Here is a 22709-nt window from a genome sequence, read left to right on the forward strand (position 1 = left end):
ACCGCATCACCGGAAGGGGATCAGATTGATGACGAATGCAACGCACGACCAGACCATGAGCCTGCGAAAACCCGTCGCTAACAACATCATGGCGCGCTTTTCGCAGGCCCTCGTTGCGTTCGCCGAGCGCTGGTTTCCGGATGCGTATGTCTTCGTCCTGATCGCCGTGATCGCGGTTGCCGCAGGCGCGATCCTGCATGGCGGTTCGCCGCTCGCCGTCAGCCGCGCGTTCGGCGACGGGTTCTGGAACCTGATTCCCTTCACGATGCAGATGGCGCTGGTTGCGATCGGCGGCTACGTCGTGGCGATGTCGCCGCCGGTCGCGGCCGTGCTGGCGCGGCTCGCGAGCGTGCCGAAGACCGGGCGCGGCGCGGTGGTCTTTGTCGGGATGCTCAGCATCTTCCTCTCGCTGTTGAACTGGGGGCTGAGCCTGATCTTCTCCGGTCTGCTGGTGCGGGAGATCGCGCGGCGCACGGATATCCGGCTCGATTATCGCGCTGCCGGCGCGGCCGGCTATCTCGGGCTCGGTTGCGGCTTCACCCTCGGCATCACGTCGTCGGCCGCTCAGCTCCAGGCCAATGCCGGCAGCATTCCGGCATCGCTTCTGCCGATCACCGGCGTGATCGGCTTCTCGGAAACCATCCTGACCTGGCAGAACATGGTCACCGTCGTGATGGTGAGCGTGGTGTCGGCGGCGATCTGCTATTTCACCACGCCCGCGCCCGAGCAGGCCAAGACGGCGGAAGACCTCGGCGTTGCGCTCGGCGATGATCGCATCGAGGCCAGGAAGCCGGCCCGTCCGGGCGACTGGCTGGAGTTCAGTCCGCTGCTGACGATCCTGATCGCCCTGCTTGCTGCGGGCTGGCTGTGGCAGACGTTCCAGTCAGGCAATCCGCTGATCACGCTGTCGGGGCTCAACACCTACAATTTCGTCTTCCTCATTCTCGGCATCGTGCTGCACTGGCGGCCGCGCAGTCTGATCGAATCCTTTTCCAAGGCGATGCCGAGCGTCTCCGGCGTACTGCTGCAGTTTCCGTTCTACGCCGGCATCGCGCAGATCCTGACCAAGGTGCCGAACAGCAGCGGCACCACGCTGTCTGACACGATCGCGCACTGGTTCGTCGGCGCCTCCAGCAATTCCACCGTGTTCTCGTTCCTGGTCGGAATCTATTCGGCGCTGCTCGGCTTCTTCGTGCCGTCGGCCGGCGGAAAGTGGATCATCGAGGCGCCCTACATCATGAAGGCGGCCAACGACATCGGCGCGCATCTGGGCTGGACGGTGATGGTCTACAACATCGCCGAGACGCTCCCGAACTTCATCAACCCGTTCTGGATGCTGCCGCTGCTCGGCATCCTCGGCCTGAAGTCGAAGGACCTGATCGGCTATACGTCGGTGCAGTTCTTCATCCACTTCCCGATCGTGATGCTGCTGGCCGCGATCCTGACGGCGACTTTCACCTATCACCCCCCGATCCTGCCTTGAGCGATCACGGCCGGGCACCAGGACACAAGGTGCCCGGCCAAGGTCGGCCAATTCGGCGGACCGCAACCGTCATCACCAAAACCGTGCTGTTTTCCCGGTCGTCGCGAATGAGGCATCGCGCCGGGCCGTGATCTTTGGTCGGTCATTTCATTGACCGCGGCGCGATTCGGCCGGATATTGATCCGCGCTAACCCGCGTTGTTCAAGGTCACTGCCATGAGACATTACCACCGCAGCTTGATGTGCGACATGCGAAACCGCATGCAGCATCGCTGCGTCTCGGCGGCGACCGGCGTCTGTTGTTGATCGCTTAAGAAAAATCCAAGCACCCGACAATCAGACAGGAGCGCCGTCATCCGGCGATCGAGCACGCATGTCCCAAGCCCAAATGTCCCAAGCTTACGTCATCGAAGTATCGGATCGAACCGCGGGTATCGTTGTCAGCGACGCCAGAGGCTTCTGCTTCTTCTCCTCGGATCGCGCCTTTGATGGCCTCGATGGCGGCTATTTCGGCTCCGCTCGCGCCGCGGAGCGTGCGGTGAGGGCGCTGTTGCAGCAGCGCCGCCCGGCGTCATAGATCATCCCCACGGCATCGGCGGTGGGCCAAGGTTGATGCGGCTGCCAGCAGGCAGCCGCGTGATGTGCAATACCGTCGTGCGGAAAGTGTCGCCTGCGATCGAGGGATCAGGCCGGGCAGACCATCGTCAGCAGCAGCAGCGTTGGCGGCTGGTTGTCGCCGTTGGCGTGTTCCCAGGTCAGCAGAATGTCGTGCCGATCGGCGTTCGGCGCATTCTTGTCTTTCTCCTTCACATCGATCTTCATCGGGATCGGAGGTTGGGAGTTGAAGCACTTGCGGACGGCGGCATCCATCAGCGCGCATTTCGTCAGCGGTACGACGCCGGCCTCGTCCTTGGAGAGGGCTGCGGTGCTTGCTTGAGTGGCAAGGTCAAGGCGCGCCTTGCCCATCTCCTTCTGCCACAACTTGCCGCTTCCGCCCGGCCACTGGTGCCTGGGCGACAGGATCGGCTGGTATTGACCATATTCCAGCGTCTCGATGTCGATGAGATCCGACGCCTTAAGTATAGCGACGCTCTTGATCATGTTGTCCAAAGGATAGTAGTGCGCGTTGATATGATCTTTGAATTGCTGGTTATTGAATACTCTTCCGCCCATAGGATTTCCCTTTCATTACAACTTTGTCTTGCTCTGGCTATACATAAGTTATGCAACGCGGGGACGTCGAACGAAATCGGTCGCACGGCTCGAGTTGCGCCGTTTGATTTCTCGCGCCTCGACCTACCACTCAAGACTGTATCTCGTCCAGTTGAGCAACCTCTCGGGTTGGCGCGGTTGCGGGCAGACTGCACGTCCGGATTGATAAGCATGTCCCGATGGGTAATCTCTACTCTAAGCTGCTCACCGGGATGCTGAGCTGGCGAGACCGCAGCAGCCTTTGAGAGCAGGAATGCTTTGCTTTGCATGCCAATCGACGATCGGAGCGAACGACAATTGGTGCGCCCAATGCGGTGCCGCCGTAGCCAAGCGCGTCGACCCCGACAGCGAACAGCGATTTGTGACGATCCTTCGCGCCGACGTGGTCGACTCCACGGGGCTCGTAGCTGACTTGGATCCGGAAGAGGCGGTCTCCCGCCTGGAGCCGGCCTTGGCCGCCATGCGCGGCGCTGTGCGCCAGTTTGGCGGAATCGTCAGCAAGGAATTGGGTGATGGGCTCGCCGCGGTATTTGGCGCCCCGATTGCTGATGACAACCATGCGCCGCTTGCCTGCCATGCTGCGATCGAGCTCGTTCGACGCGTCGCCGCTTTGGGCGATTCGGGGCTCCAGGTTCGGGTCGGGCTCCATTCGGGTCGTGTCGTGGCCTACATGGTCGCCAGCGAATATTCCAAGGTTTATGAGATTGGGGGCGCCGCGCAACATCTGGCGGCGCGGCTCGAAGCGGCTGCTGAACCGAATCAGATCTACGCGTCCGAAGCCTGTCAGAAACTCGCTGAAGGTAACGTTCAGTTCGAGTTTCTCGGACGCAGGCAGCTCAAGGGGTTTAGTGAGGCTCTGCCGATCTACCGCGTAACGGGTGCGACCGATGTCTCCAGTTGGCGGGTACGCAGGGCACGAAGCGTTGCGCGGTTCGTCAACCGGTCGAATGAGACTGCGCTGCTCAGGCGGTTGGCGCAGGACGCCGGCCCGAACCGGCAAACGGCGCTCTTGATTGGTGATCCCGGTATCGGGAAATCGCGGCTGGTGCATGAGTTCGTCGACGAACTCACCCGCGAGGGCTGGCTCCCGTTTCACGCCGAGTGCAGCCCGAATCTTCAAGGCGCGCCGTTCAGTACGTTAAAGTCCCTGATGCTCTCGATCCTGGAGGAAGTCGCGGCCGACACCGATGGCCCAACGCGCCTGATAGGACTTCAGCGTTCGGCCATCGACGCGGTGCTGGACCGTCCGATCTCGGATCCGGAATGGAGCGAGCTGGAGCCGCATGCGCGCGGCCGCGCGATCAGCGAGGCGTGCTGCGCGATTCTCGAAGGCGTGATTGTTCGCCGGCGTGCGGTGATCCTGATCGAGGATCTGCACTGGATCGATCGCGCCAGCGAGACCGTCATGGCGTCACTTGCTTCGCTGCCGGTACCCGGGCTTCTGGTGCTGCTGACCAGCAGGCCGAATGGAGTTCCGGATTGGGTCGCGCGCTGCAACGCTGAAGTCGCGGCGTTGCGCTCGCTCGGCGAGGACGCCGGACGGGAGATGCTGGACGACATCCTGGGCTCGTCCGCGAACATGGCCGACCTGAAGAGCCGCGTCGTTCTTCATACCGCCAGCGTTCCGCTCTTCATCGAAGAGGTCTGCCGCAGCCTCAAGGACAGCGGGGTTCTCCGCGGGCATTGGGGCGATCTGGCGCTGGCGCGTCCGGTCGGCGATCTCGGAATTCCGAGCAGCATCCAGGGCGTGATCGCCACGCGTCTGGACCGCATCTCGAAGGAGGAGCGTTCGCTGTTGCAGATCGCGGCGGCGTTGGGACCCCAGTCGATGGAATCCATGCTGCGCGCGGTGGCCGGTCTGTCGCCGGAGGCGCTTCAGCGCTGCCTGATCGCGCTCGATCGCGCGGAGTTTCTGGTGAGGATCGATGTCGAGCAGGATGGCTTGCTCGAGTTCCCGCACGAGATGGTTCGCCAAGTGACCTATGACTCGATGGTCGAGAAGCTACGGGAAAGCGTCCATGCGCGCATTCTTGCGGCGCTGGAGGCCAATGGGAGTTCGCATGATGAGCCCAACAGGCTCTGTTACCATGCAACCCGGGCCAAGGATTGGCAAAAAGCCTTCGCTTACGGCAGAACTGCCGCTCGGAAGAGTCTGGCACGATCGGCATTTGCCGACGCAACCAACTACTTCGAGATCGCGATGACCGCACTCGACAAGACGCCGTTCGCTCGCTCGCGCGAAGCGGATGCGGTCGACCTTCGCATCGAGGCGCGCACAGCCTTCATGAGCGCAGGCAAGGTCGCCGAATGGTTCGACCTTGGAAGGGATGCGGAGGGGCGCGCCAACGCGATTGATGATATCGGGCGGAAGGTCGCGGCGATGGCGGTCAGGTCGGGGGCGCAGAACTTCTACGGCACGCCGATCGAGGCCATCGAAACCGGTGAGGAGGTTGCTCGCTTGGCAGGAGAGTGGGGCAATCCCGGTTGGCTCAACCTTGCTCAATACAGCCTTGGCCAAGCCTATTTCATTGCCGGGCGTTATCGCGACGCAGAGCAGATGCTGGGACAGGCGTGCCTGCGCCTGTCAGGGCCGGATGCCAGCGCGCCGCCCGGGACGACGCCGAAAACCCTGGAGCTGCTGTCCTGCATGATGAAGAGCGTGACCCACACGACCTTGGGAGAGATTGATACGGGGGCCGAGTTTCATCAACGCGCGTCAACAATCGCCAATGAGAGCAACAGGCCATTTGATCGCGTTGGCGCGGGGTATAGCGCTGGTTGTCTAGCGCTCGGGCGTGGCAATCCTGGCGAAGCAGCGGCGATCCTGGAAGACGCTTTTGCCATTACACAAAAGTATGGAATTCGCCTCTTTGTACCGGTCATCACCTGCCATCTCGGTATTGCCTATCTGGAACAGGGACGTCTCGCTGACGCGCGGATTACGCTAGTCGAAGCCCGAGAGGTCGCCAGGTCGGTGAGCTATACCTCGATCGTGCTACGTACCTCGATCTATTTGGCACTCGCTCTCAGCCGGCTCGGGGATGTGCAGGCTGCGCTGAACATGCTGCGAGAGGCTCGGAATACCGCGCGGCAGCAAGGATTCTCCGGCCTCGAAGCCGAGGCGCTGTTCGGAGAGGCGACGGTATCGCCGGCGTCAAACGAGAACGACAGGACTTCCATTCTGCACAAGTTGCGCGCAGCGATTGCGATTGCATCGAGCAGTGGAACGAAGCCGCTGCTGCATCGGGCCGAAGCGCTCCTGAACGGAATGCTTGCCGATCCCCAGGGTGAACCTTGGCGGCACTAGAGCCTGACCCGGAGAGGTGCGAAACGACTCTCCGAAAAGATCATGCTTGGACAGTGCAAGCGCGGTGACGCTTCAACCTGATCTCGTCGCGCTTCAGGACGCAGCAGCGAGCGGTGGCGAGATCACCTGCGGTGCCTCGGGAGCCTGCGTGGCGGCTGTCGCCAGCTCGAAGCGGATGCCGTGCACGGAGACGGTCAGCGGGATGGCGCGGAAGTCGTCATGGAAGGCGCGGATCCGGCGGGCCAGCTCGTTTGGGCTGATGCCGGCGGGAAGCTCGCACATGTCGCGGTACATCTGCCGGGTGCTCTTGATGCCGCACCAGGCGATTTCCAGCTCCGGTAGCGGTGAGGGATCGCGGGCAAGATCGCGCGACATCCGCCAGAACAGATGGGCAAGCCGCACATACGCGATCTGCTCGAGCCCGCGCACGCTGATCTTGTCGGGAATGATGAAGGACTCGACCCCGACGATCGGGCCGGAATCGACGCGCGCGGCCATCACATGGGCGGTCGCGCCGAACGTGCGCGCACCGTCATAGAGCGCGAAATGCGCCGGCGCCCAGCCGGGATATTGCGGCGGGCCGGGGTGGAAATTATAGGCGCCGTGGCCGAGCGCCGCCAGGATGCTTTCGGGCACGATGACGCTGGTCGTGAATGCCAGCAGCCTGGCCTCACGCAACACCTCGGGCTCGATCGCCGCGAGCTCCTCGGCCGTCACCGCGCAGCGGAACGACAGCGCCGGATTGTGCGCCTTCAACAGCTCGGTGAGCGCGAATTGCTGGTCGGCGACGCCGGTGAGAAGGATGATGGTTTTCATGATGTCGATGTCCTTCTCTTGCCTGGTGGTTGTGCCGTTGATCAGCCGCGCTGCCCGGTCATGACGAGGACGCTGCCGGCATCGCGGGATTGACCCACGGTGCGGAACAGATCGGCCGGCAATGCTTGCCAGGGCGCAATCTCGATGATCCGGTTGTTCGCGCTGGCGGCTGCCGATTTCGCCGCGCGGATATCGTCCTGCCAGGGGCAAAGCGCGAGCTCCAGCCGGCCGAACCCGCCGCAATCGGCGGCGAACGCGCCGGTGACCGCCTCGATGCTGGCGGCCATTTCGCGGGCGTCGCTGGTCGCGATATCGCGCATGATCACGGTGATCGCGTCGTTCGAGGCTGCCGGCGACTTGATCACGATCATGGCGTCGCGGCCCCCGCTGCGGCTGGCGCGCCGCGCGGCCCGCATCGTGATGCCGAATTCGGCGTCGGGCCCGAGGTCACTGTTGTCGGTCGGCAGATTGTGGACGACCGTGGTGTGGCGGGGCGTGCCGGCGTCTTCGGCCGGCGCATGGTACGAGCGCGGCAGCCACGCGGTGTCGAGCGCCATCTGCGACGACGTCAGGCTCCAGGCCTGGTCGAGCAGGTAGCCCTCCCAGACCGCGGGGTAGGCGGTCGCGATGTGATGCCAGTTGCGCAGCAGCGCTTCGGCGGCCGGGGTGCGGCCGAGATACAACGTGCGCGCCGACATCTCCCACCGGTTCCACTTGTGGAGTGCGATGTCGCATCCGAGGGAGGATGGCAGCAGGGGCGGTTCGCAAAGCGTCGCATCGGCCTCGATGAACAGCAGCGGCTCGCGGTGCTGCTGCCACATCTGCAGCATGAAGGCCGACCTCTCGGACGCCTGCATGTGCGCGCCGTCGGCGGTATCGATCGGCACGATGTCGCAGGCGATCTCGAATTCGGCCAGCTTCTCGCGGAGCGCGCGGGCATGATCGTCGCCACAGGCGCGGGGATAGCAGGAGACTACGCGCAGCGCTGCGTCGGATCGAGTACCTTCCGCGGGCGCGATCGGGCGCCAGTTGAGGCCGCCCCACCACATCTCGTGCGGGCCATCGAAGCTCGGCCCGATCGTCCCGAAGTCGGTCAGCTTGGACTTCAGGAAATCGAAGGCCGGATTCTCGCCGAACGGGATCACGACCGCACAATCGGCGCGAAGCGACCGGTAGAGTATTTCGGCGGCGGGGCCGCTCGGCGGCTCGACGAGGATGACGACACCGTGCTCCCGCGCCGGCACCGAACCGGCCTGGTGGACGGTCGCAGGTCCGAGCCGTTCGGACAGCCATGCGAGCCGCCGGCGCTGCGCAGCGCTCATCCGGATGTTGTTGGTCGCCAGTAATTGGTCGAAATTCGTCTGCAAGCCGTCCGCTTGCACCGTGTCAGCCGAAATCATGCCCGCGCTACCCCTCGTTAACCTTCTACGAGCGGGGCGGCCAGATCAGGCGGACAATTCAGTGGCCGTTGGTTGCCTGCGCACCGCTAGCGCTGCGCCAGGTCAGCGTGGCCGAGGGGACTCCGTTACCGTCGCGGCCCTCGACGGTAAGGATGCGGTCATGGTCGAGGGCGGTCAGCGCGACGGTGTAGATCGCAACATCGTCCTCGAAGCCGTCGACCGGGATCAGCAGCATGCCGTCCTCATTGGTGGCACGGAACTGACGGCCGCTCCGCTCGAGGCCCGCATCGACCAGCCGTTCCGCGGCGATCGTCTTTACGTTCGAACTCTCCGCCGCCTTCGCGGCGTTCTCGCCGTATTGGACCGTGATGCCATGGAGCATTCCGGCGCGGCTGAGCTTGGCCAGCGGCAACGCGATGGTCGCAACCGCCATGCGCCGCGACAATGGAATCCGCAGGCGGAGGTCGCCGAGCCCGGTGTGATAGACGCCGACGGCTTCCAGCAACGCATGGCCGTTCGGCCCGAACAGGCCGACCTGTAGCGTCCCGCATTGCGCCTCGCCGAACACGTTCGCGGGCAGGCGATTGGCGCCGAACAATGTGTAGAGGTAGGCGTGCGACGGTGACAACGCGGCAAAGCTGCCGGCCAGCCACATCGGGGGCGCCGGTGCCGTGCAGGCGGCCGAGAGGCCGCGCGCGACGATGCAGTCATTGATGAAGCCGGCGTCGAGCAGCGGCGCCAGCGCCTGGGTGCCAAGGTTGACGTCATGCTTGATGCCGCCGAGCAGCACGAGTTCATCATCGTCGGGCAGCAGCAGGAGGCGTCCGAGCACGGCGGCGGCCCAGCGTGCCGCCACAACGGGATCCGCGTCGGGCCGCAATGCGTAGTGCGGCGCCAGCTCGCGGGCGCGCGACGCATAGGCCAGCGTCCCGGATTGAACCTCGTTCGCCAGCGCCAGCTGAGCGGCCGGGCGCTGATCGCCCTCGCGTAACACCTCTCCGCCGCGATAGTCGCGTGCCGATCCTTCATCGGAACAGCAAAGCTGCTCCAGCAACGCGACGTTGCGGATCAGCATGCGCTTGACGTGCGGCGTGACGATGCGATCCGAAATCAGACCTTCTGCGGTGTCGTCATCGCCGACGTCGTCGAAGGCATCATCGAGCGTCAGCAGATAGGCGCCATGCAGGCGGATGCGAATGCCTTCGCGATCGAAGATGCGGCGCAGCGACTTCTGCACGCTGGCGGAGTAGCCGAGGTCGACAAGGATGAGGTCGGTGCAGCCGTCGAAATCCGCGATCTTCGCCCGAAGATAAGCCAGCAGGCGCGTGCGGACGCCGGCAGCGATGTCGGTGATTTCGCGCAGGTCCATCAGATCGGGCAGGGCGTCGGCGAGTTCGCGGCCACTCGCAATGCCGTCAGGATACCGCGCGAAGAACTTCATCACCGCCGGTGGTTGCACCTTGACGATGTCGACAAAGGTCGCCGCGTCGATCTTGACGACGCGGCTCAGCAGCTCGCTGAGAGGTTCGAGCGTATCGGCGGACCCGACCAGGCTCACACGGCGATTGATCTCGACATAGGCCCCGGTCTCGCCATGGCTTGCCTGCCAAACGCGATACGGCAACAGACCATCGCGGCCGAGGAAACCGATCGCGACGCGCGCGCCCTCGCGCGCCAGCGCAGCGCGCCGCGCTTCGATGAAGGCGTCGAACGCCGCCATCACCGGGCCGAGCACGGTGACGCCGAGGTTGAAAGCGGGAGAGTGCTCAGCACTGCGCGCCGTCACCGCGCGCCGCAGCGTGCGCGCGCCGCAATCGAGCCGCGACGGTTGATCGGGGCACAGCAGTTCGAAGATCGATGTTTCGCGCTGAAACTTCGACGCCAGCGGCGCGCTGGCTTGCGGATAGTAGCGCGGGCGGATGCCGTGACGGCGGGCGCCCTTGATATCGGCGTTGTGATTGTCACCGACATGGAATGAGCTTGCCGCATCGATGCCTTGCTCGAGGAGATAGGCCTCGAACAGCGCTTCGCTCTTGCCAGAGCCGTGATCGCAGGATGCGTAGAGGAAATCCCAGGTCAGTCCCGGGCTGCAGGCGCGCAGCAGTTGCGCGAGCTGCTCGGTGCTCCAGTAGGTGTCTGAAATGAAGCCAGTGCGAAAACCGCCCCGCTTCATGTCCAGATATTGCTCGAACATTTCCGGGTTGGCGCGGCACAGTTCGAGCTCGGCTTCGAATTCGATCTGCGCGAGATCGCCCAATGCATCGCGGCTCAGGCCGAACAGCCTGAACGGAAAGAACTTGTAGATGTCGGCGATGCGCACTTCAGCAGAGCCGCTGCGCTCCAGCGCCAGCTTGCGCGCGCGCGCCTCCGCCTGGATTCGATGCTGAACGAAACTGACGGACATATTTGGAAATTTTTCAGCAATGCGAGAAAGCTGAAAAACCCTTTCAAATACGCCATCCGGCGTCGTGCAGGCGCGCAACAGAAATGTATCGAAAACATCGAATGAACATGCAGAAACATTCTGCGCTCGACGCGTTGCGTCGACCGTCATGATCGTCATGCGCAAAATTCCCGCCAGTCCTCATGCGTTGAACGCCTGCGTGAGACAAATCAGGCGCGATGATTCAAAAAAGTTGATGCGGGATTCGAAAACGCGCGCTTCGCGACTGACAGATTCAAAAAATCCGATAACGTCGAAATGGTGATTCGGAAAAATTTGCCTAGTCGCAATCGTCGAATGCAAGATGGCGACCAACGGCGATGGATCACTCGCATGCTCCGCGCATGCATGTGTTCGCGTGGCGTTAGTTGATGTGACAACAGCGTTTTCCGGCGCGACGAAATCTTCCGCGGGCATGCGAGGCGATGCTGAACGACTGCTCCAGACTCCGTAGAATTGCTGCCTGCGCCTTCGCGCAGCGGCAGCTTTTGCCGGGCGGTCGGCAAAAAAATCCAGCTAAGCATTTGAAAAATAACGAAAAAACTTCGCCTGGTTTGTCTGGCCCCTCCGTTCAACGCTCAGAAGCCGCATGCGATGTGTGCTTGCGGCGTTGGTTGGAGAGCGGCGGATGAGTTACGCGCTTGATGTGATGGCAGCGGTCGAGGTCGAAGCTACGGCGGCCACGGCTGCGCCGGTCGAAGCGACTGCTGCCTGGAGCAACGTTCCCACGATTGCCGATGCAGGCCCGCTCGACACCGTCGAAATCCAGGACGAGGACAAGGAACTGCTCGACCGCCTAGCCGCCGGCGACGAGGCGGCGTTTCGTGCTCTCGTCGAACGCCATGTCGATCGCGCCTACGCGATCGCGCTGCGCATTGTCGGCAACGCCGCCGATGCCGAAGACGTGGTGCAAGACACCATGCTGAAGGTCTGGACGCATCGCGGCCGCTGGCAGCATGGCCGCGCCAAGTTCTCGACCTGGCTCTATCGCGTCGTCAGCAACCGTTGCATCGATCTGCGCCGCAAGCCGCGCACCGAGAATGTCGATGTCGTGCCCGAGGTGGCTGACACTCAGCTCGACGCCTCGACCGTCATCGAGCGCAACGAGATCGGCAATCTTCTGGAGCTTGCGATGCAGCGGCTGCCCGAGCAGCAGCGCGTCGCGGTGATCCTCTCCTACCACGAGAACATGAGCAACGGCGAGATCGCCGAGGTGATGGATACGACCGTGGCCGCGGTCGAGTCGCTGCTGAAGCGCGGGCGGCAACAGTTGCGCGAGTTGCTCAAGCGGCACGAGCGCGACCTGCGCGGTGCGTTCACCGACTGTTAACCATAAATTTCGGCTTCTGAAGATTTCGCGCCTGACCACCGGCGGCCGCTCCGTTTGATCGGTCGGACGGGGGCTGGATCCGCGTCACCTCACTTTCTCACGATGCGGCATGCCATGCCCCATCAGCACAGGAGCTAATCATGCCCGCAATTTCCACCAACACAGCCGCCAACTCCGCGGTCCGTTACCTCAACATCAACTCGATGCAGGAAACCAGCGCGCTCTCTAAGCTGTCGAGCGGCTCGCGCATCACTTCCGCTTCCGACGACGCGGCCGGCCTCGCGATCTCGACCCGCATTTCCTCCGACATTACGACGCTGCAGCAGGCTGCCACCAACGCGGCGCAGGCGACCTCGATCCTGCAGACCGCCGATGGCGGCGCGTCCAACATCTCGGACATCCTGGCCCGCATGAAGTCGTTGGCTTCCGAGTCCGCCTCCGGCACCGTGGCTGACTCCAGCCGCGCCTACATCAACTCGGAATTCACGCAGCTCAAAGGCGAAATCGACTCGATCGCGTCCGGCACCCGCTACAGCAGCCAGAGCCTGCTCGACGGTTCGAGCGTGTTCTCCTCGGGCGTCTCGGTGCTGGTCGGCTCGACCTCGGCCGACACCATCACGATCACGCTGACCAGCCTGACGGCATCCTCGCTCGGCGTGACCTCGCTCGACGTCTCCAGCCTGTCGAGCGCCACCAGCGCGATGTCGGCCCTCGACAGCGCGATTGACACCGTGTCGTCCGCCCGCGCCGAGATCGGTGCCCAGGAATCGCGCTTCAACTTCAGCGCCGACTCGATCTCGACCCAGACCCAGAACCTGCAGTCCGCCAATTCGGCGATCAAGGACGTTGATATCGCTTCCGAGCAGGCGACGCTGTCGTCGGCCGAAGTGAAGACCCAGGCCGCGGTGTCGGCGGAAACCGCCGCCAACCAGATGCCGCAGTACCTGCTCAAGCTGCTCGGCTAATTCGAACGATAGGTCGGGCCGGCATCTTGCCGGCCCGATTCTCACGACGGCGGAGGTGTCGACATGACGGTTAGCAGCGCCACCTCGAGCACATCAGGTACGACATCGTCGAGTTCCGCCAGCTCTGCCAGCACGGTGACCACGACCGGCACGACCAACTCGGCCAGTATCGACTGGACCGCCCTGATCGATGCCGAAGTCAACGCCAAGCTCACGGCGGCGACCACGATCACCACCAAGATTACCGCGAACCAGGCCAAGGTCACGGCCTACCAATCCTTGCAGACCGAGCTGTCGACACTGGCGACCGGATTGTCGTCGCTCAGCACGTCGATCATCAACACGATCGCGACCAATGCGTTCGCCACACGTTCGGCGACGATTTCGTCCACCGGCGACGTCAGTGCCTCCTCGGCGCTGTCGATGAGCGTCAACAGCGGCTCGGCGACCGGCAATCACACGCTCCAGATCACCCAGCTCGCAACCGCGCAGAAGGTAATCGGCACTTCGCAGTCGAGCAGCTCGACCGCGCTCGGTTACTCCGGAACGTTTTCGCTGGGCCTCGCCGGCGGCAGCAGCACGGCGATCTCGATTACCAGCGGCATGTCGATGCAGGATATCGTCGACACCATCAACGCCCAGACCTCGAGCACCAACGTTCAGGCCTCCATCGTCCAGGTGTCGAGCGGGTCCTATGAGATGGTGCTGACGGGGACCCAGGACGCCGCCAACATCACCTATTCGTCGACATCCGGCGACGACATCCTGAACAAGCTCGGCGTCACGGACACAACGGGGGCGTTCACCGACGTGCTGCAGAAGGCGCAATCCGCCGAATTCACCCTCGACGGCATCGCGCTCACCCGCAACACCAACGATATTTCCGACGTGCTCTCGGGCGTCACGTTCGACCTTCTGCAGCCGACACCGAGCGGCACCAGCCTGAACATCAGCATCTCGACCGACACCAGCCAGATCACGTCAGCGCTGCAGACCTTCGTCACCAACTACAATGCGTTTCGCGACCAGGTGATCGCGCAGTCCGCCCAGAATTCCGACGGCACGGCGTCATCGAGTGCGGTGCTGTTCGGCGACAGCACGATGCGCGATATCATGACCCAGCTTCAGCAGGTGCTCAGCGGTTCCGTCGGCGGCATGACGATGGCCGACCTCGGCCTGTCGTTCAACGAGAACAACGAGCTGCAGCTCGACACCGGCACGCTGTCGACCGTGCTGACGCAAAACCTGACCGGCGTGACCAAGCTGCTGTCCGCACAGACGACGGCCTCGTCCAGCCAGCTCAACGTCGTCAACACCGGCACGTCGCCGCAATCGTTCACGCTCGATGTGACGGTGGATTCGACCGGCACGCTGAGCGGCGCCTCGGTCGGCGGCGACAGCTCCGGCTTTTCGGTGGTCGGCGACTCCATCATCGGCAATTCGGGCACGATCTACGCCGGCATGGCATTCACCTACACCGGCTCGACCTCGCAATCGATCACCGTGACGTCATCGTCCGGGCTTGCGGCACAACTTTATCAGCTCGCACAAACCAACTCCGGGACCAGCGGTCAGCTACAGACCATGATCACCAACCTGCAATCCCGCGATACCGATCTGCAGTCCCAGGTCAGCGACATCCAGAGCAATGCAGCGACGTTCAAGGCGCAGCTGCAGCTTCAATACGCCAATTATCAGGCCGCCATCGAAAGCGCGAACAACACGCTGGGCTACCTGAGTGCCCTCCTGAACGCATCATCGAGTAAATAATGACCCAGAATGCTACGGCCTACCTCGCCAACAATGCCTATCGATCCGCCGCGGTGGCGGTTCCGCCGCTGAAGGCGGTGGTGATGCTGTGCGACGGCGCCATCACGTTGCTGCAGAAGGCGCTGGATGCGCACGAGGCGAAGCGCTTCGAGGAAGGGCACACTTATCTGACGCGGGCTACCGCGATCCTGCGCGGACTGAGCCACCATCTCGACGTCACCCGCGGCGGCGCAATGGCCGACCGCCTGTTCCGGACCTACAACGCGCTGATCATGGCGTGCCTGCGCTCCTACGGCCGGCCGCACGCCAGGGAGAATTTTCGGCGTATCATTGCCAGCCTGACCGAGCTCCGCGACGCCTGGAAGTTCGTCGAGGCGACCGCCGGCAAGGCCGCCAAGGCCAAGACGCTCGACAAGGCGCTCGAATCAGCCACCGGCCGCTGAGCGGGCGAATCGGCCGGCGACCCAGTTTCGCCGGAAGGGGGCAGGGCGCTCGGGCGGGCGTCCTGTTGGGGAAAAAGGCCGCTCGGTGAGCACCATGCTGGACCTGACGCTTAGGCGGCGGAAATTGATTTCCGCCGTCCCGCGAATGCTTTATGACAGCCTTGGCGACGAGGCGGGATCTGCGCGCGGGATGGACGTTGCGACATTCGAAGACCTGATCGACCGGCTGGGGGAGGATCTGTCCCGCTGGCCCGATGATCAACGTCTTGCCGCCGTCCAGCTGCTCGCATCCTCGGTCGAGGCGCGGACGCTCTATGAAGAAGCGAGCGCGGTCCGCCGGGCGCTCGCGGCGCCGCCGGTTCGCGCACCCAAGGGCCTTCTCGACCGCATCGTGACCGCGGCGGCGAAACTGCCCCAGCAGGAACCGCCCCAAGAGCCGGCCTCGGAGCCGGCCGCAGCCGAGGAGCAGTCGAACGATGCGCGGGCTCAAGGCGATTCCGCACAGCAAGGCAAGGTGCTGCCTGCGCTGTTGCTGGCCCTCTGCTTGCTGCCCGCGCTGGCGCCGCCGGCATTGATGCTCGACGAGCCGGATCTGCCAATCAGCCTCTCGCTCTAAGCTCTCCGCATTCTCTTGCAGCGCACTGCGCCCTCCCGCGGCGGGCGCATTTGCGTGCTGCGGCGCCGCGGCCGATCGGCAAATTCTGCCGATTAATCAAATGATTCCGCGCGGATGAATCCGCGCCTGAAATCGCCGCGTCATCCGTTTTATCTGCGAACGACTTCACGATCCCAATGTTTCACCGCGTTCCGTCGCCTAGCCCGCGACGAAGAGAGCCTTGTCATGACCGTTTCCTCGGCAACCTCTGCTGCAGCCTCCGCCGCCTCGAGCTCGTCGTCGAGTTCGTCAACCAGCGCGTCGATGGGGATGAGCTCGACCGATTTCCTCAACTTGCTCGTCAGCGAACTGCAAAACCAGGATCCGCTGAATGCCACCAGCACGACCGACTTCATCAATCAGCTCACCTCTTACGCGAACTTCACCGAGCAGCAGTCGACCAACGCCAGCATGACGTCGCTCGCAAGCTCGTTCTCGAGCCTCGTGACGCTCAACTCGGTCAACTATATCGGCCACACCGTCGAGGCGAAGACGAACACGGCGGAGCTGACCAACGGCTCGGCGACCTTCGGCTACTCGCTCACTTCGGCCGCTTCCAACGTCGCGATCGCGATCCAGGATTCCTCAGGCAACACTGTGTGGAGCGGCAAGGGGACCGGAACCGCCGGCTCGAACACCTTCACCTGGAACGGCCAGACCACGAACGGCACCCAGCTCAGCAATGGCGGCCAGTACACGATCCAGGTGACCGCGACCGACTCCGCCGGGAACTCGCTGCTCAGCTACACCACGATGACTGGAACGGTGACCGGGATCGATGCGTCCGGCTCGACACCTTCGCTGCTCGTGAACGGTGTCCCCGTCAGCGCCGCCAACATCATCGGCGTCACGTCCTGATTGCTTCCGGAGTATTATCATGAGTCTTACTGGTGCACTTTCCTCGGCGATCTCGGCGCTCAATTCGCAGAGCCAGTCGCTGGCAATGATTTCCGACAACATCTCGAACGCCGATACCACCGGCTACAAGACCACGTCGGCGATGTTCGAAGATCTGGTGACGGCGTCGAACAGTGCCACCTCGTACACGTCCGGCGGCGTCAACGTGTCCGGCCGCGCCAACATCAGCCAGCAGGGATTGCTGGCCGCGACCACCAACGCCACCGACGTTGCGATCCAGGGCAGCGGCTTCTTCGTCACCACGAATGCGACGACCGGCGGCACCACCTCCTATACGCGCAACGGTGCGTTCACCACCGACAACTCGGGCTATCTCGTCAACAACGGTAACTACCTCGAGGGCTGGCGCACCGACGCGCAAGGCAACATCCTCGGCAATGCGTCGGCCGCGAGCCTTGGGCCGATCAACACACAGGTTGCTGCAACCAGTGGCAGTGCTACGACCAAGGCGACGATCGCAGCGAACTTGCCGTCGGATGCGGCGACTGGTGCCACCTTCAGCAGCTCCATGACGGCGTACGACTCGCTCGGAACAGCGAATTCGATCCAGATCACCTGGACCAAGACCGGCGCCAATGCCTGGACCGCAAGCTTTGGAAATCCAACGCTTGCCTCGAATTCGAGTACGACGACGGGAACAACGAGCAGCGGCACAGTGGCCATCACTTTCAATAGCGATGGTTCTCTCGCCTCGACGAATCCAAGCCCGCCGACGATCTCGGTGACGGGCTGGACCGACGGGGCTGCCAACAGCAGCATCGCGCTCAATCTCGGTACCGTCGGCAAGACTGATGGCCTGACCCAGTACGCCTCGGGTGAGACGACCCCGTCAGTCGACCTGACCGGCATTACGCCCGACGGTCTTCCCTACGGCAAGCTGAGTAGCATCGCGATCGGCAAGGGTGGTGTGGTCGATGCGACCTACTCCAACGGGCAGACCATCGCGATCTACAAGATTGCGGTCGCAACCTTCAGCGACCCCAACGGATTGAGCGCGGCCAGCGACGGCCTGTACTCCGCGACGGCAGCCTCCGGCAACGCCACGCTACAGACCTCGGGGGCCAACGGTGCCGGCACGATCTACGGCAGCGAGCTGGAATCGAGCACAACTGACACCAGCGGCCAGTTCTCCAACATGATCTCGGCGCAGCAAGCCTATTCGGCGGCGTCACAGGTGATCACCACCGTCAACAAGATGTTCGACACGCTGATCTCGGCGGTGTCGCGATGATGACCGAAGCGAAGAATGACCGATTGCTGGTCAGGCTTCAGCGGCTGAAGGCGAGGGCTGCGTCGGCTCAGCCGAACGATCGGGCGCAACTCATTGCGTTGCTCGACGACGTCGAAACGCTGCGGGACCTGCTGATGCGAGAATGCGCACGGCTCGACCAGGAACTCAACCGGGCCTCGGTCCGGGTAACGGCAATCACCGCGTATGGACGCAGCGCACAGTCGGTTCGCGCCCTGCGTCGCGGACACTAGCTTGAACGGGAGCGATGACATGACACCGGAACGCAACATCAAGATCAATCCCGCGGGCAATGACGAGCGCGCCAGGTCGTTGATCGCACTGATCGACAATCTGATCGAGATCGTGAACGAGGAAAACGTCGAGCTCGCCAAGGGCCTGCCGGCCTCTCGGCTGAAGCAAGTCGACGAGAAGAACCGCCTCGCGACGCTGTTCGAGCAGTGTGTCGCGGAGGCCGTCGGCAAGACCGCCAATCTCAACGTCCAGGATCGCGTGCTGCGCGAACAGCTGATGGACCGGATCCTGAAGCTTCGGGTCGCGATGGACGAGAACGTGATGCGGCTGCGTGCGGCGATCGATGCCAGCAACCGCCGGATCGAGGCGATCATGCAGGCGATCCGCGAGCAGATCGCCAACGTATCGCCATACGGAGCCGGTGGCCGTCGCGTCACATCCGCGATGTCCTATGGCACCAACGTGCGGGCCTGATCGGGCCGTCGCCGGAGGGAGTTGGCCGTGTCGTCGCTCGATATCGCACGAAGCATCGCATTCAGCGGCCTGTCTGCCACGCAGGTGCAGATCAGCGTCGCCTCGGCCAATATCTCCAATGCGGACACCAAGGGCTATACCGAGAAGACCGCCAACCAAAGCAGCAGCGTCACCAGCGGCGTCGGCACCGGCGTCACGATCTCGGGGATCACCAGCGCGGTCGACAAGCTGCTCCTGAAGTCGCTGGTCGGGGCCAATTCCGATCTCGGCGCCGCCGACACCAACAACAACTATCTGACTGAGCTCCAGCAGCTCTATGGCAGCACGTCGAGCAGCGGCAGTTCCACGACGGGCACTTCGCTGGCCAACACGATCGCGGCATTCGAGTCGGCGCTGTCCTCGCTTGCCAGCACGCCGAGCAGCGCTTCGCTGCAATCCAACGCCGTCAGCGCGCTCGCGGCCGTCACCAATCAGCTGCAGCAGACCTCGAGCGGCATCCAGAAGCTGCGCGCCAATGCCGACCAGGACATCGCCTCGTCGGTCACCGACATCAATGCCGACCTGCAGCAGATCTCCGACCTCAACAAGCAGATCAAGCAGGAAGCGGCCGCAGGCCAGCCAACCGCCGATCTCGAGGATCAGCGCAACAGCGCACTGCAGGACGTCGCGTCGCAGATGAACGTGAGCTATTTCACCACGTCGAGCGGTGATCTGCAGATCTATACCGGTTCCGGGCAGGCGCTCGTCGACAGCACGGCGCACCCGCTGAGCTATGCGGCGGCGCCCAGCGTCACGGCGTCGACAACGTATACCGCGGGATCGGCGACGAGCGGCTTCAGCGGCATCACCGTCAACGGGGTCGACATCACTTCGCAGATCTCCTCCGGCAAGGTCAGTGCCCTGATTACCCTGCGCGACCAGACCCTGCCGGCCGCGCAGTCGCAACTCGATGAGCTTGCGCAGCAGCTGGCTTCGAGCGTGAATGCGGTATCGAACCAGGGCACATCGGTGCCGCCGCCGACGAGCCTGACCGGTACGGCGACTGTCAGCAATTCGACATCGTTCGCGGGCACCGGCACGGTGCGGATCGCAGTCGCCGACAAGAGCGGCAATCTCGTATCGTATCAGGATATCGATCTATCGGCGTATTCTACGGTGGGGGCTCTGGCCGCCAAGATCAACACCATCTCCGGCGTATCGGCATCGGTCGATGCCAACGGACATTTGTCGATTTCGGCGACCGGGTCGGGCAATGGCATCGCCATCAATCAGATGACGAGTTCGGTCGGCGGTGAGGGATTCTCCCAGAATTTCGGGCTCAACGACCTGATTACCGGGACCAGCGCCTCTAACATCGGGGTGCGCAGCGACATCCTCAGCGGCACCGCCGCGCTGCCGACGGCGACGCTCGATGCATCGTCCACGCTGACGGTCGGAAACTCGGTGCTGTCGTCGGGCTCGGCGACAGTGGTGAACGCGCTCTCGAGTGCGCTGACGGGGTCGACCAACTTCGCGATGGCGGGTGGGCTCGGCGCCACCACTGGCTCTTTCACCGACTATGCGGCAGCGATCGTTGCCAGCGTTGCGGGCAAGGCGAGCCAGGCATCGGCGACCTACACATCCAAGCAGACTGCACAGTCGACCTATGCGAGTTCGCTGTCGTCGCAGTCCGGCGTCAACATTGACCAGGAAAGCGCGAATCTGAGTGCGTTGCAGAACAAATACGCTGCCGCATCCCAGATCATTACGACCATCAATTCCATGTTCTCGGCGCTGATGACCGCGATGGGCACAGCCTGAGTGTGAGGGCGTTGTCATGATGATGCGTGTTGCCACCTTCGCGCAATCGGAGCAGATGATATCAAGCGCGCTGCGCGTGCAGTCGGTGATGGCCAACGAGCAGGTGCAGGAGTCCTCCGGGCTGCAATCCGAGGATTTCGGCGGCTACGGTTCCGGCGCCGGGCGCGTGATCAATTTGCAGGTCTCGGTGACGCGGGCCCAGTCCTATATCGATGCCAGCAATCTCGCCGACAACAAGGTGCAGGCGATGTATTCGGCGGTCGGCTCGGTGACCGATATCATCACGCAGCTTCGGACCCAGCTCAGCGCCGCCACGACCGGCAGCAGCACGGCGACGGCATCGGTGATCAACTATGCCCAGCAGGCGATCTCGCAGATGCAGGGGCTGCTCAACACCCAGTATGACGGCGAATACGTCTTCAGCGGCGCCCGCACCGACACTGCGCCCGTGGATCTGTCGAGCTATGACACCGGAACGGGCTCGCTGACGACGTCGGATACCAGCTACTACAAGGGCGACAGCGAGATTGCGTCGGTACGCGTTTCCGACAGCCAGTCGGTTTCCTACGGCGTCACCGCCGACAATCCTGGCTTCGAGCAGGTCCTGCGGCTGTTGAAGTACGTCGGCAACAGCACGACGTTGTCGTCGAGCGATATCTCGCAGGCGCTCAACCTCGCCAGCACCGCGCTGGATGCAACGTCCACGGTGCAGGCAAAGCTCTCGACCTCGGCGTCGCAGATCGAGACCGCCAGCACGGACCAGAGCGACTACCAGAATTTTGCCAAGACCCTGTCGACCAACCTCACCAGCGTCGACGTCGCCGCGGTGACGGCGCAGCTTTCGACCTATCAGGCGCAGCTGACGGCATCCTATTCGGCGATCGCCAAGATCCAGAGCATGAACTTGGCCAATTATCTGAAATAGCAGGCCCGCGGCGAGCGGTTCATCGGTTCAGGATCTTCAGCCAGACATCGCCGAGGATGATCGGCTCGCGCGGAGCGAGCCAGGTGAGGCCTGCGGCCTTGCCGAGCTCGGCGATGGCGCCTTTGGCTTGCAGGTCGGACAGCACCTTGTTGACGGCCTCCAGCAGCGCCTTGTCGGTCTCGAGGGCGACGTAACCGCGATTGGCGCCGATCGGATAGTAATAGCCGGAGGCGGTGATCCTGGTGTCGGGATGATCGGCGCGGTAGGCGTCGAACCGGCGCAGGTCGAGCAGGGTGGCGTCGAATTCACCGCGCTCCAGCTCTCCCAACAGGTCGCTGCGTCCGGGAACGAGGTGGGTGATGTCCTCGATCAGCTTACCCTTGTCGAAGGTCATCAGGATGGCATCGCCCAGCGTGCCGCTTTCGATCGTCAGGTGAAGGCCGGCGAGATCGCCGATGTCGGCGATCTTGCGGTCCTTGAGCCGGTCCTTGGCCTTGGGGCCGAGCACGACGGTCATCGGCGAATAGATGTAGGGCTGACTTGGCGCCAGCACCCCGATCGGAATGCGCCGGCGGCGATCGTCGCGCGTGGCGCCATCGAAGTCCGGCAGCTTGGCCGTCGCGACGCCCGGCGCCTTCAGCGAGTCCGTGGTGAAGGCGTACCCGCCGACCAGCGAGCATCGCCCGTCCGACAGCAACGCATTGGCCTCCAGCGCGGGGCTCGAATCCTCGTCGAGCTTGCTCTCGAACCACTGGATCTTGAGCGGCCGCCCGAGCCGCTCGGCGATGACTTGCGCGAGCGCGACGTCGAAGCCGGCATCCGGTTTGCCGCGGTGATGCGCCGACAACGGCGGCAGATCCTCATCGAGGCATATCTTGAGCGGCGCGTCGGCGGCATGCGCTGTCGCCGTGGCGGCGAGAAGCAGGGCTGCCGCAGCGCCCGTCAGGAGCGCTCTCATTGGGGCCTCCGGCTCGACAGGAAGGCCCAGACGTCGGCGATCTCCTGCTCGCTCAGGATGTCGACCCAGGGCGGCATCTTGCCGTTCTTGCCTTGCTTCACGGTGGTCACGAAGCGCGTCTTGTCGTCGGGAAACGCACGCAGGTCCGGCGTGATGGTGCCGGAGTTGACCATGTTGGGCCCATGGCAATGCGAGCAGTTCTTGGCGTAGGTGACCTTGCCCTGGTCGGCCTGACCCTGAAGGTCGATTGCACTGGCTTGCTGTGCGGCTGCCGGGATCAACGTGATCAGGGCCGCCGCGACGGCGGCGAAGATCGCCGCCGTCAACA

The 22709-nt window shown here is 63.4% G+C and carries 21 protein-coding genes; 14 read left to right on the forward strand and 7 right to left on the reverse strand.

What is annotated here, in order from left to right; all coding sequences use genetic code 11:
- The first annotated feature begins 28 nt into the window (after nt 1-28).
- Nucleotides 29-1483, forward strand: a complete 1455-nt coding sequence (locus BraRD5C2_RS12940; protein ID WP_223968902.1) for a short-chain fatty acid transporter — start codon at nt 29-31, stop codon at nt 1481-1483.
- A 372-nt stretch (nt 1484-1855) separates the two neighbouring features.
- Complete coding sequence (locus tag BraRD5C2_RS12945; RefSeq protein WP_223968903.1) at nt 1856-2059, forward strand: hypothetical protein; 204 nt, start codon at nt 1856-1858, stop codon at nt 2057-2059.
- Between the two features lie 107 nt (nt 2060-2166).
- On the opposite strand, the gene BraRD5C2_RS12950 is transcribed toward BraRD5C2_RS12945, so the two are convergent.
- Nucleotides 2167-2655, reverse strand: a complete 489-nt coding sequence (locus BraRD5C2_RS12950) for a hypothetical protein (RefSeq protein WP_223968904.1) — start codon at nt 2653-2655, stop codon at nt 2167-2169.
- A 292-nt stretch (nt 2656-2947) separates the two neighbouring features.
- Here BraRD5C2_RS12950 and BraRD5C2_RS12955 point away from each other — a divergent pair, with 292 nt between their 5' ends.
- Complete coding sequence (locus BraRD5C2_RS12955; RefSeq protein ID WP_223968905.1) at nt 2948-6001, forward strand: ATP-binding protein; 3054 nt, start codon at nt 2948-2950, stop codon at nt 5999-6001.
- Nucleotides 6002-6094: 93 nt separating this feature from the next.
- Here BraRD5C2_RS12955 and BraRD5C2_RS12960 read toward each other — a convergent pair whose 3' ends face one another.
- The 4 genes from BraRD5C2_RS12960 to BraRD5C2_RS12975 form a co-directional block, all read right to left on the reverse strand.
- Nucleotides 6095-6820, reverse strand: a complete 726-nt coding sequence (locus BraRD5C2_RS12960) for a formyltransferase family protein (RefSeq protein WP_223969283.1) — start codon at nt 6818-6820, stop codon at nt 6095-6097.
- Nucleotides 6821-6858: 38 nt separating this feature from the next.
- Nucleotides 6859-8217, reverse strand: coding sequence for a hypothetical protein (locus BraRD5C2_RS12965; protein ID WP_223968906.1), 1359 nt, complete (start codon nt 8215-8217; stop codon nt 6859-6861).
- Between the two features lie 58 nt (nt 8218-8275).
- Entirely contained in the window at nt 8276-10621 is a 2346-nt protein-coding gene (locus tag BraRD5C2_RS12970) for a hypothetical protein (protein WP_308444416.1), read from the reverse strand.
- Between the two features lie 180 nt (nt 10622-10801).
- Nucleotides 10802-11077: a hypothetical protein gene (locus tag BraRD5C2_RS12975; RefSeq protein ID WP_223968908.1), complete on the reverse strand. Its 276-nt coding sequence runs from the start codon at nt 11075-11077 to the stop codon at nt 10802-10804.
- Between the two features lie 211 nt (nt 11078-11288).
- On the opposite strand from BraRD5C2_RS12975, the gene BraRD5C2_RS12980 reads away from it, so the two are divergent.
- The 11 genes from BraRD5C2_RS12980 to BraRD5C2_RS13030 all read left to right on the forward strand — a co-directional run bounded on the left by BraRD5C2_RS12980 (nt 11289) and on the right by BraRD5C2_RS13030 (nt 21423).
- Nucleotides 11289-11990, forward strand: coding sequence for an RNA polymerase sigma factor (locus BraRD5C2_RS12980; RefSeq protein WP_223968909.1), 702 nt, complete (start codon nt 11289-11291; stop codon nt 11988-11990).
- Between the two features lie 140 nt (nt 11991-12130).
- Nucleotides 12131-12955: a flagellin gene (locus tag BraRD5C2_RS12985; protein ID WP_050405219.1), complete on the forward strand. Its 825-nt coding sequence runs from the start codon at nt 12131-12133 to the stop codon at nt 12953-12955.
- 63 nt (nt 12956-13018) lie between these two features.
- Nucleotides 13019-14725, forward strand: a complete 1707-nt coding sequence (gene fliD, locus BraRD5C2_RS12990) for a flagellar filament capping protein FliD (protein ID WP_223968911.1) — start codon at nt 13019-13021, stop codon at nt 14723-14725.
- Nucleotides 14725-15168 (forward strand): flagellar export chaperone FliS, encoded by a 444-nt coding sequence (locus BraRD5C2_RS12995; protein WP_223968912.1) that lies wholly within the window; start codon nt 14725-14727, stop codon nt 15166-15168. Before fliD ends, BraRD5C2_RS12995 begins: the two co-directional genes overlap by 1 nt.
- 94 nt (nt 15169-15262) lie before the next feature.
- Nucleotides 15263-15784 (forward strand): hypothetical protein, encoded by a 522-nt coding sequence (locus tag BraRD5C2_RS39520; protein WP_308444417.1) that lies wholly within the window; start codon nt 15263-15265, stop codon nt 15782-15784.
- A gap of 225 nt (nt 15785-16009) precedes the next feature.
- Nucleotides 16010-16681, forward strand: a complete 672-nt coding sequence (locus BraRD5C2_RS13005) for a flagellar hook assembly protein FlgD (RefSeq protein WP_097675462.1) — start codon at nt 16010-16012, stop codon at nt 16679-16681.
- Nucleotides 16682-16700: 19 nt separating this feature from the next.
- Nucleotides 16701-17972 (forward strand): flagellar hook protein FlgE, encoded by a 1272-nt coding sequence (gene flgE, locus BraRD5C2_RS13010; RefSeq protein WP_223968914.1) that lies wholly within the window; start codon nt 16701-16703, stop codon nt 17970-17972.
- On the forward strand, nt 17972-18223 hold the full coding sequence (locus BraRD5C2_RS13015; RefSeq protein ID WP_308444418.1) for a hypothetical protein: 252 nt from the start codon (nt 17972-17974) through the stop codon (nt 18221-18223). The genes flgE and BraRD5C2_RS13015 overlap by 1 nt, the downstream gene beginning before the upstream one ends.
- Before the next feature lie 19 nt (nt 18224-18242).
- On the forward strand, nt 18243-18698 hold the full coding sequence (locus tag BraRD5C2_RS13020) for a flagellar protein FlgN (RefSeq protein WP_092125877.1): 456 nt from the start codon (nt 18243-18245) through the stop codon (nt 18696-18698).
- Between the two features lie 27 nt (nt 18699-18725).
- Nucleotides 18726-20498, forward strand: coding sequence for a flagellar hook-associated protein FlgK (gene flgK / locus BraRD5C2_RS13025; RefSeq protein ID WP_223968917.1), 1773 nt, complete (start codon nt 18726-18728; stop codon nt 20496-20498).
- A gap of 16 nt (nt 20499-20514) precedes the next feature.
- Nucleotides 20515-21423, forward strand: a complete 909-nt coding sequence (locus BraRD5C2_RS13030) for a flagellin (RefSeq protein ID WP_223968918.1) — start codon at nt 20515-20517, stop codon at nt 21421-21423.
- Nucleotides 21424-21442: 19 nt separating this feature from the next.
- Here the strand turns inward: BraRD5C2_RS13030 and BraRD5C2_RS13035 are convergent, their stop codons facing one another.
- Together BraRD5C2_RS13035 and BraRD5C2_RS13040 are read right to left on the reverse strand one after the other, a co-directional pair.
- A complete protein-coding gene (locus BraRD5C2_RS13035) occupies nt 21443-22381 on the reverse strand; it encodes a substrate-binding periplasmic protein (RefSeq protein WP_223968920.1) in 939 nt (312 codons plus the stop codon).
- Nucleotides 22378-22671: a c-type cytochrome gene (locus BraRD5C2_RS13040; protein ID WP_223969285.1), complete on the reverse strand. Its 294-nt coding sequence runs from the start codon at nt 22669-22671 to the stop codon at nt 22378-22380. The genes BraRD5C2_RS13035 and BraRD5C2_RS13040 overlap by 4 nt, the downstream gene beginning before the upstream one ends.
- Nucleotides 22672-22709: the final 38 nt, after the last annotated feature.

Source organism: Bradyrhizobium sp. RD5-C2, assembly GCF_019972155.1.
Classification (GTDB): Bacteria; Pseudomonadota; Alphaproteobacteria; order Rhizobiales; family Xanthobacteraceae; genus Bradyrhizobium.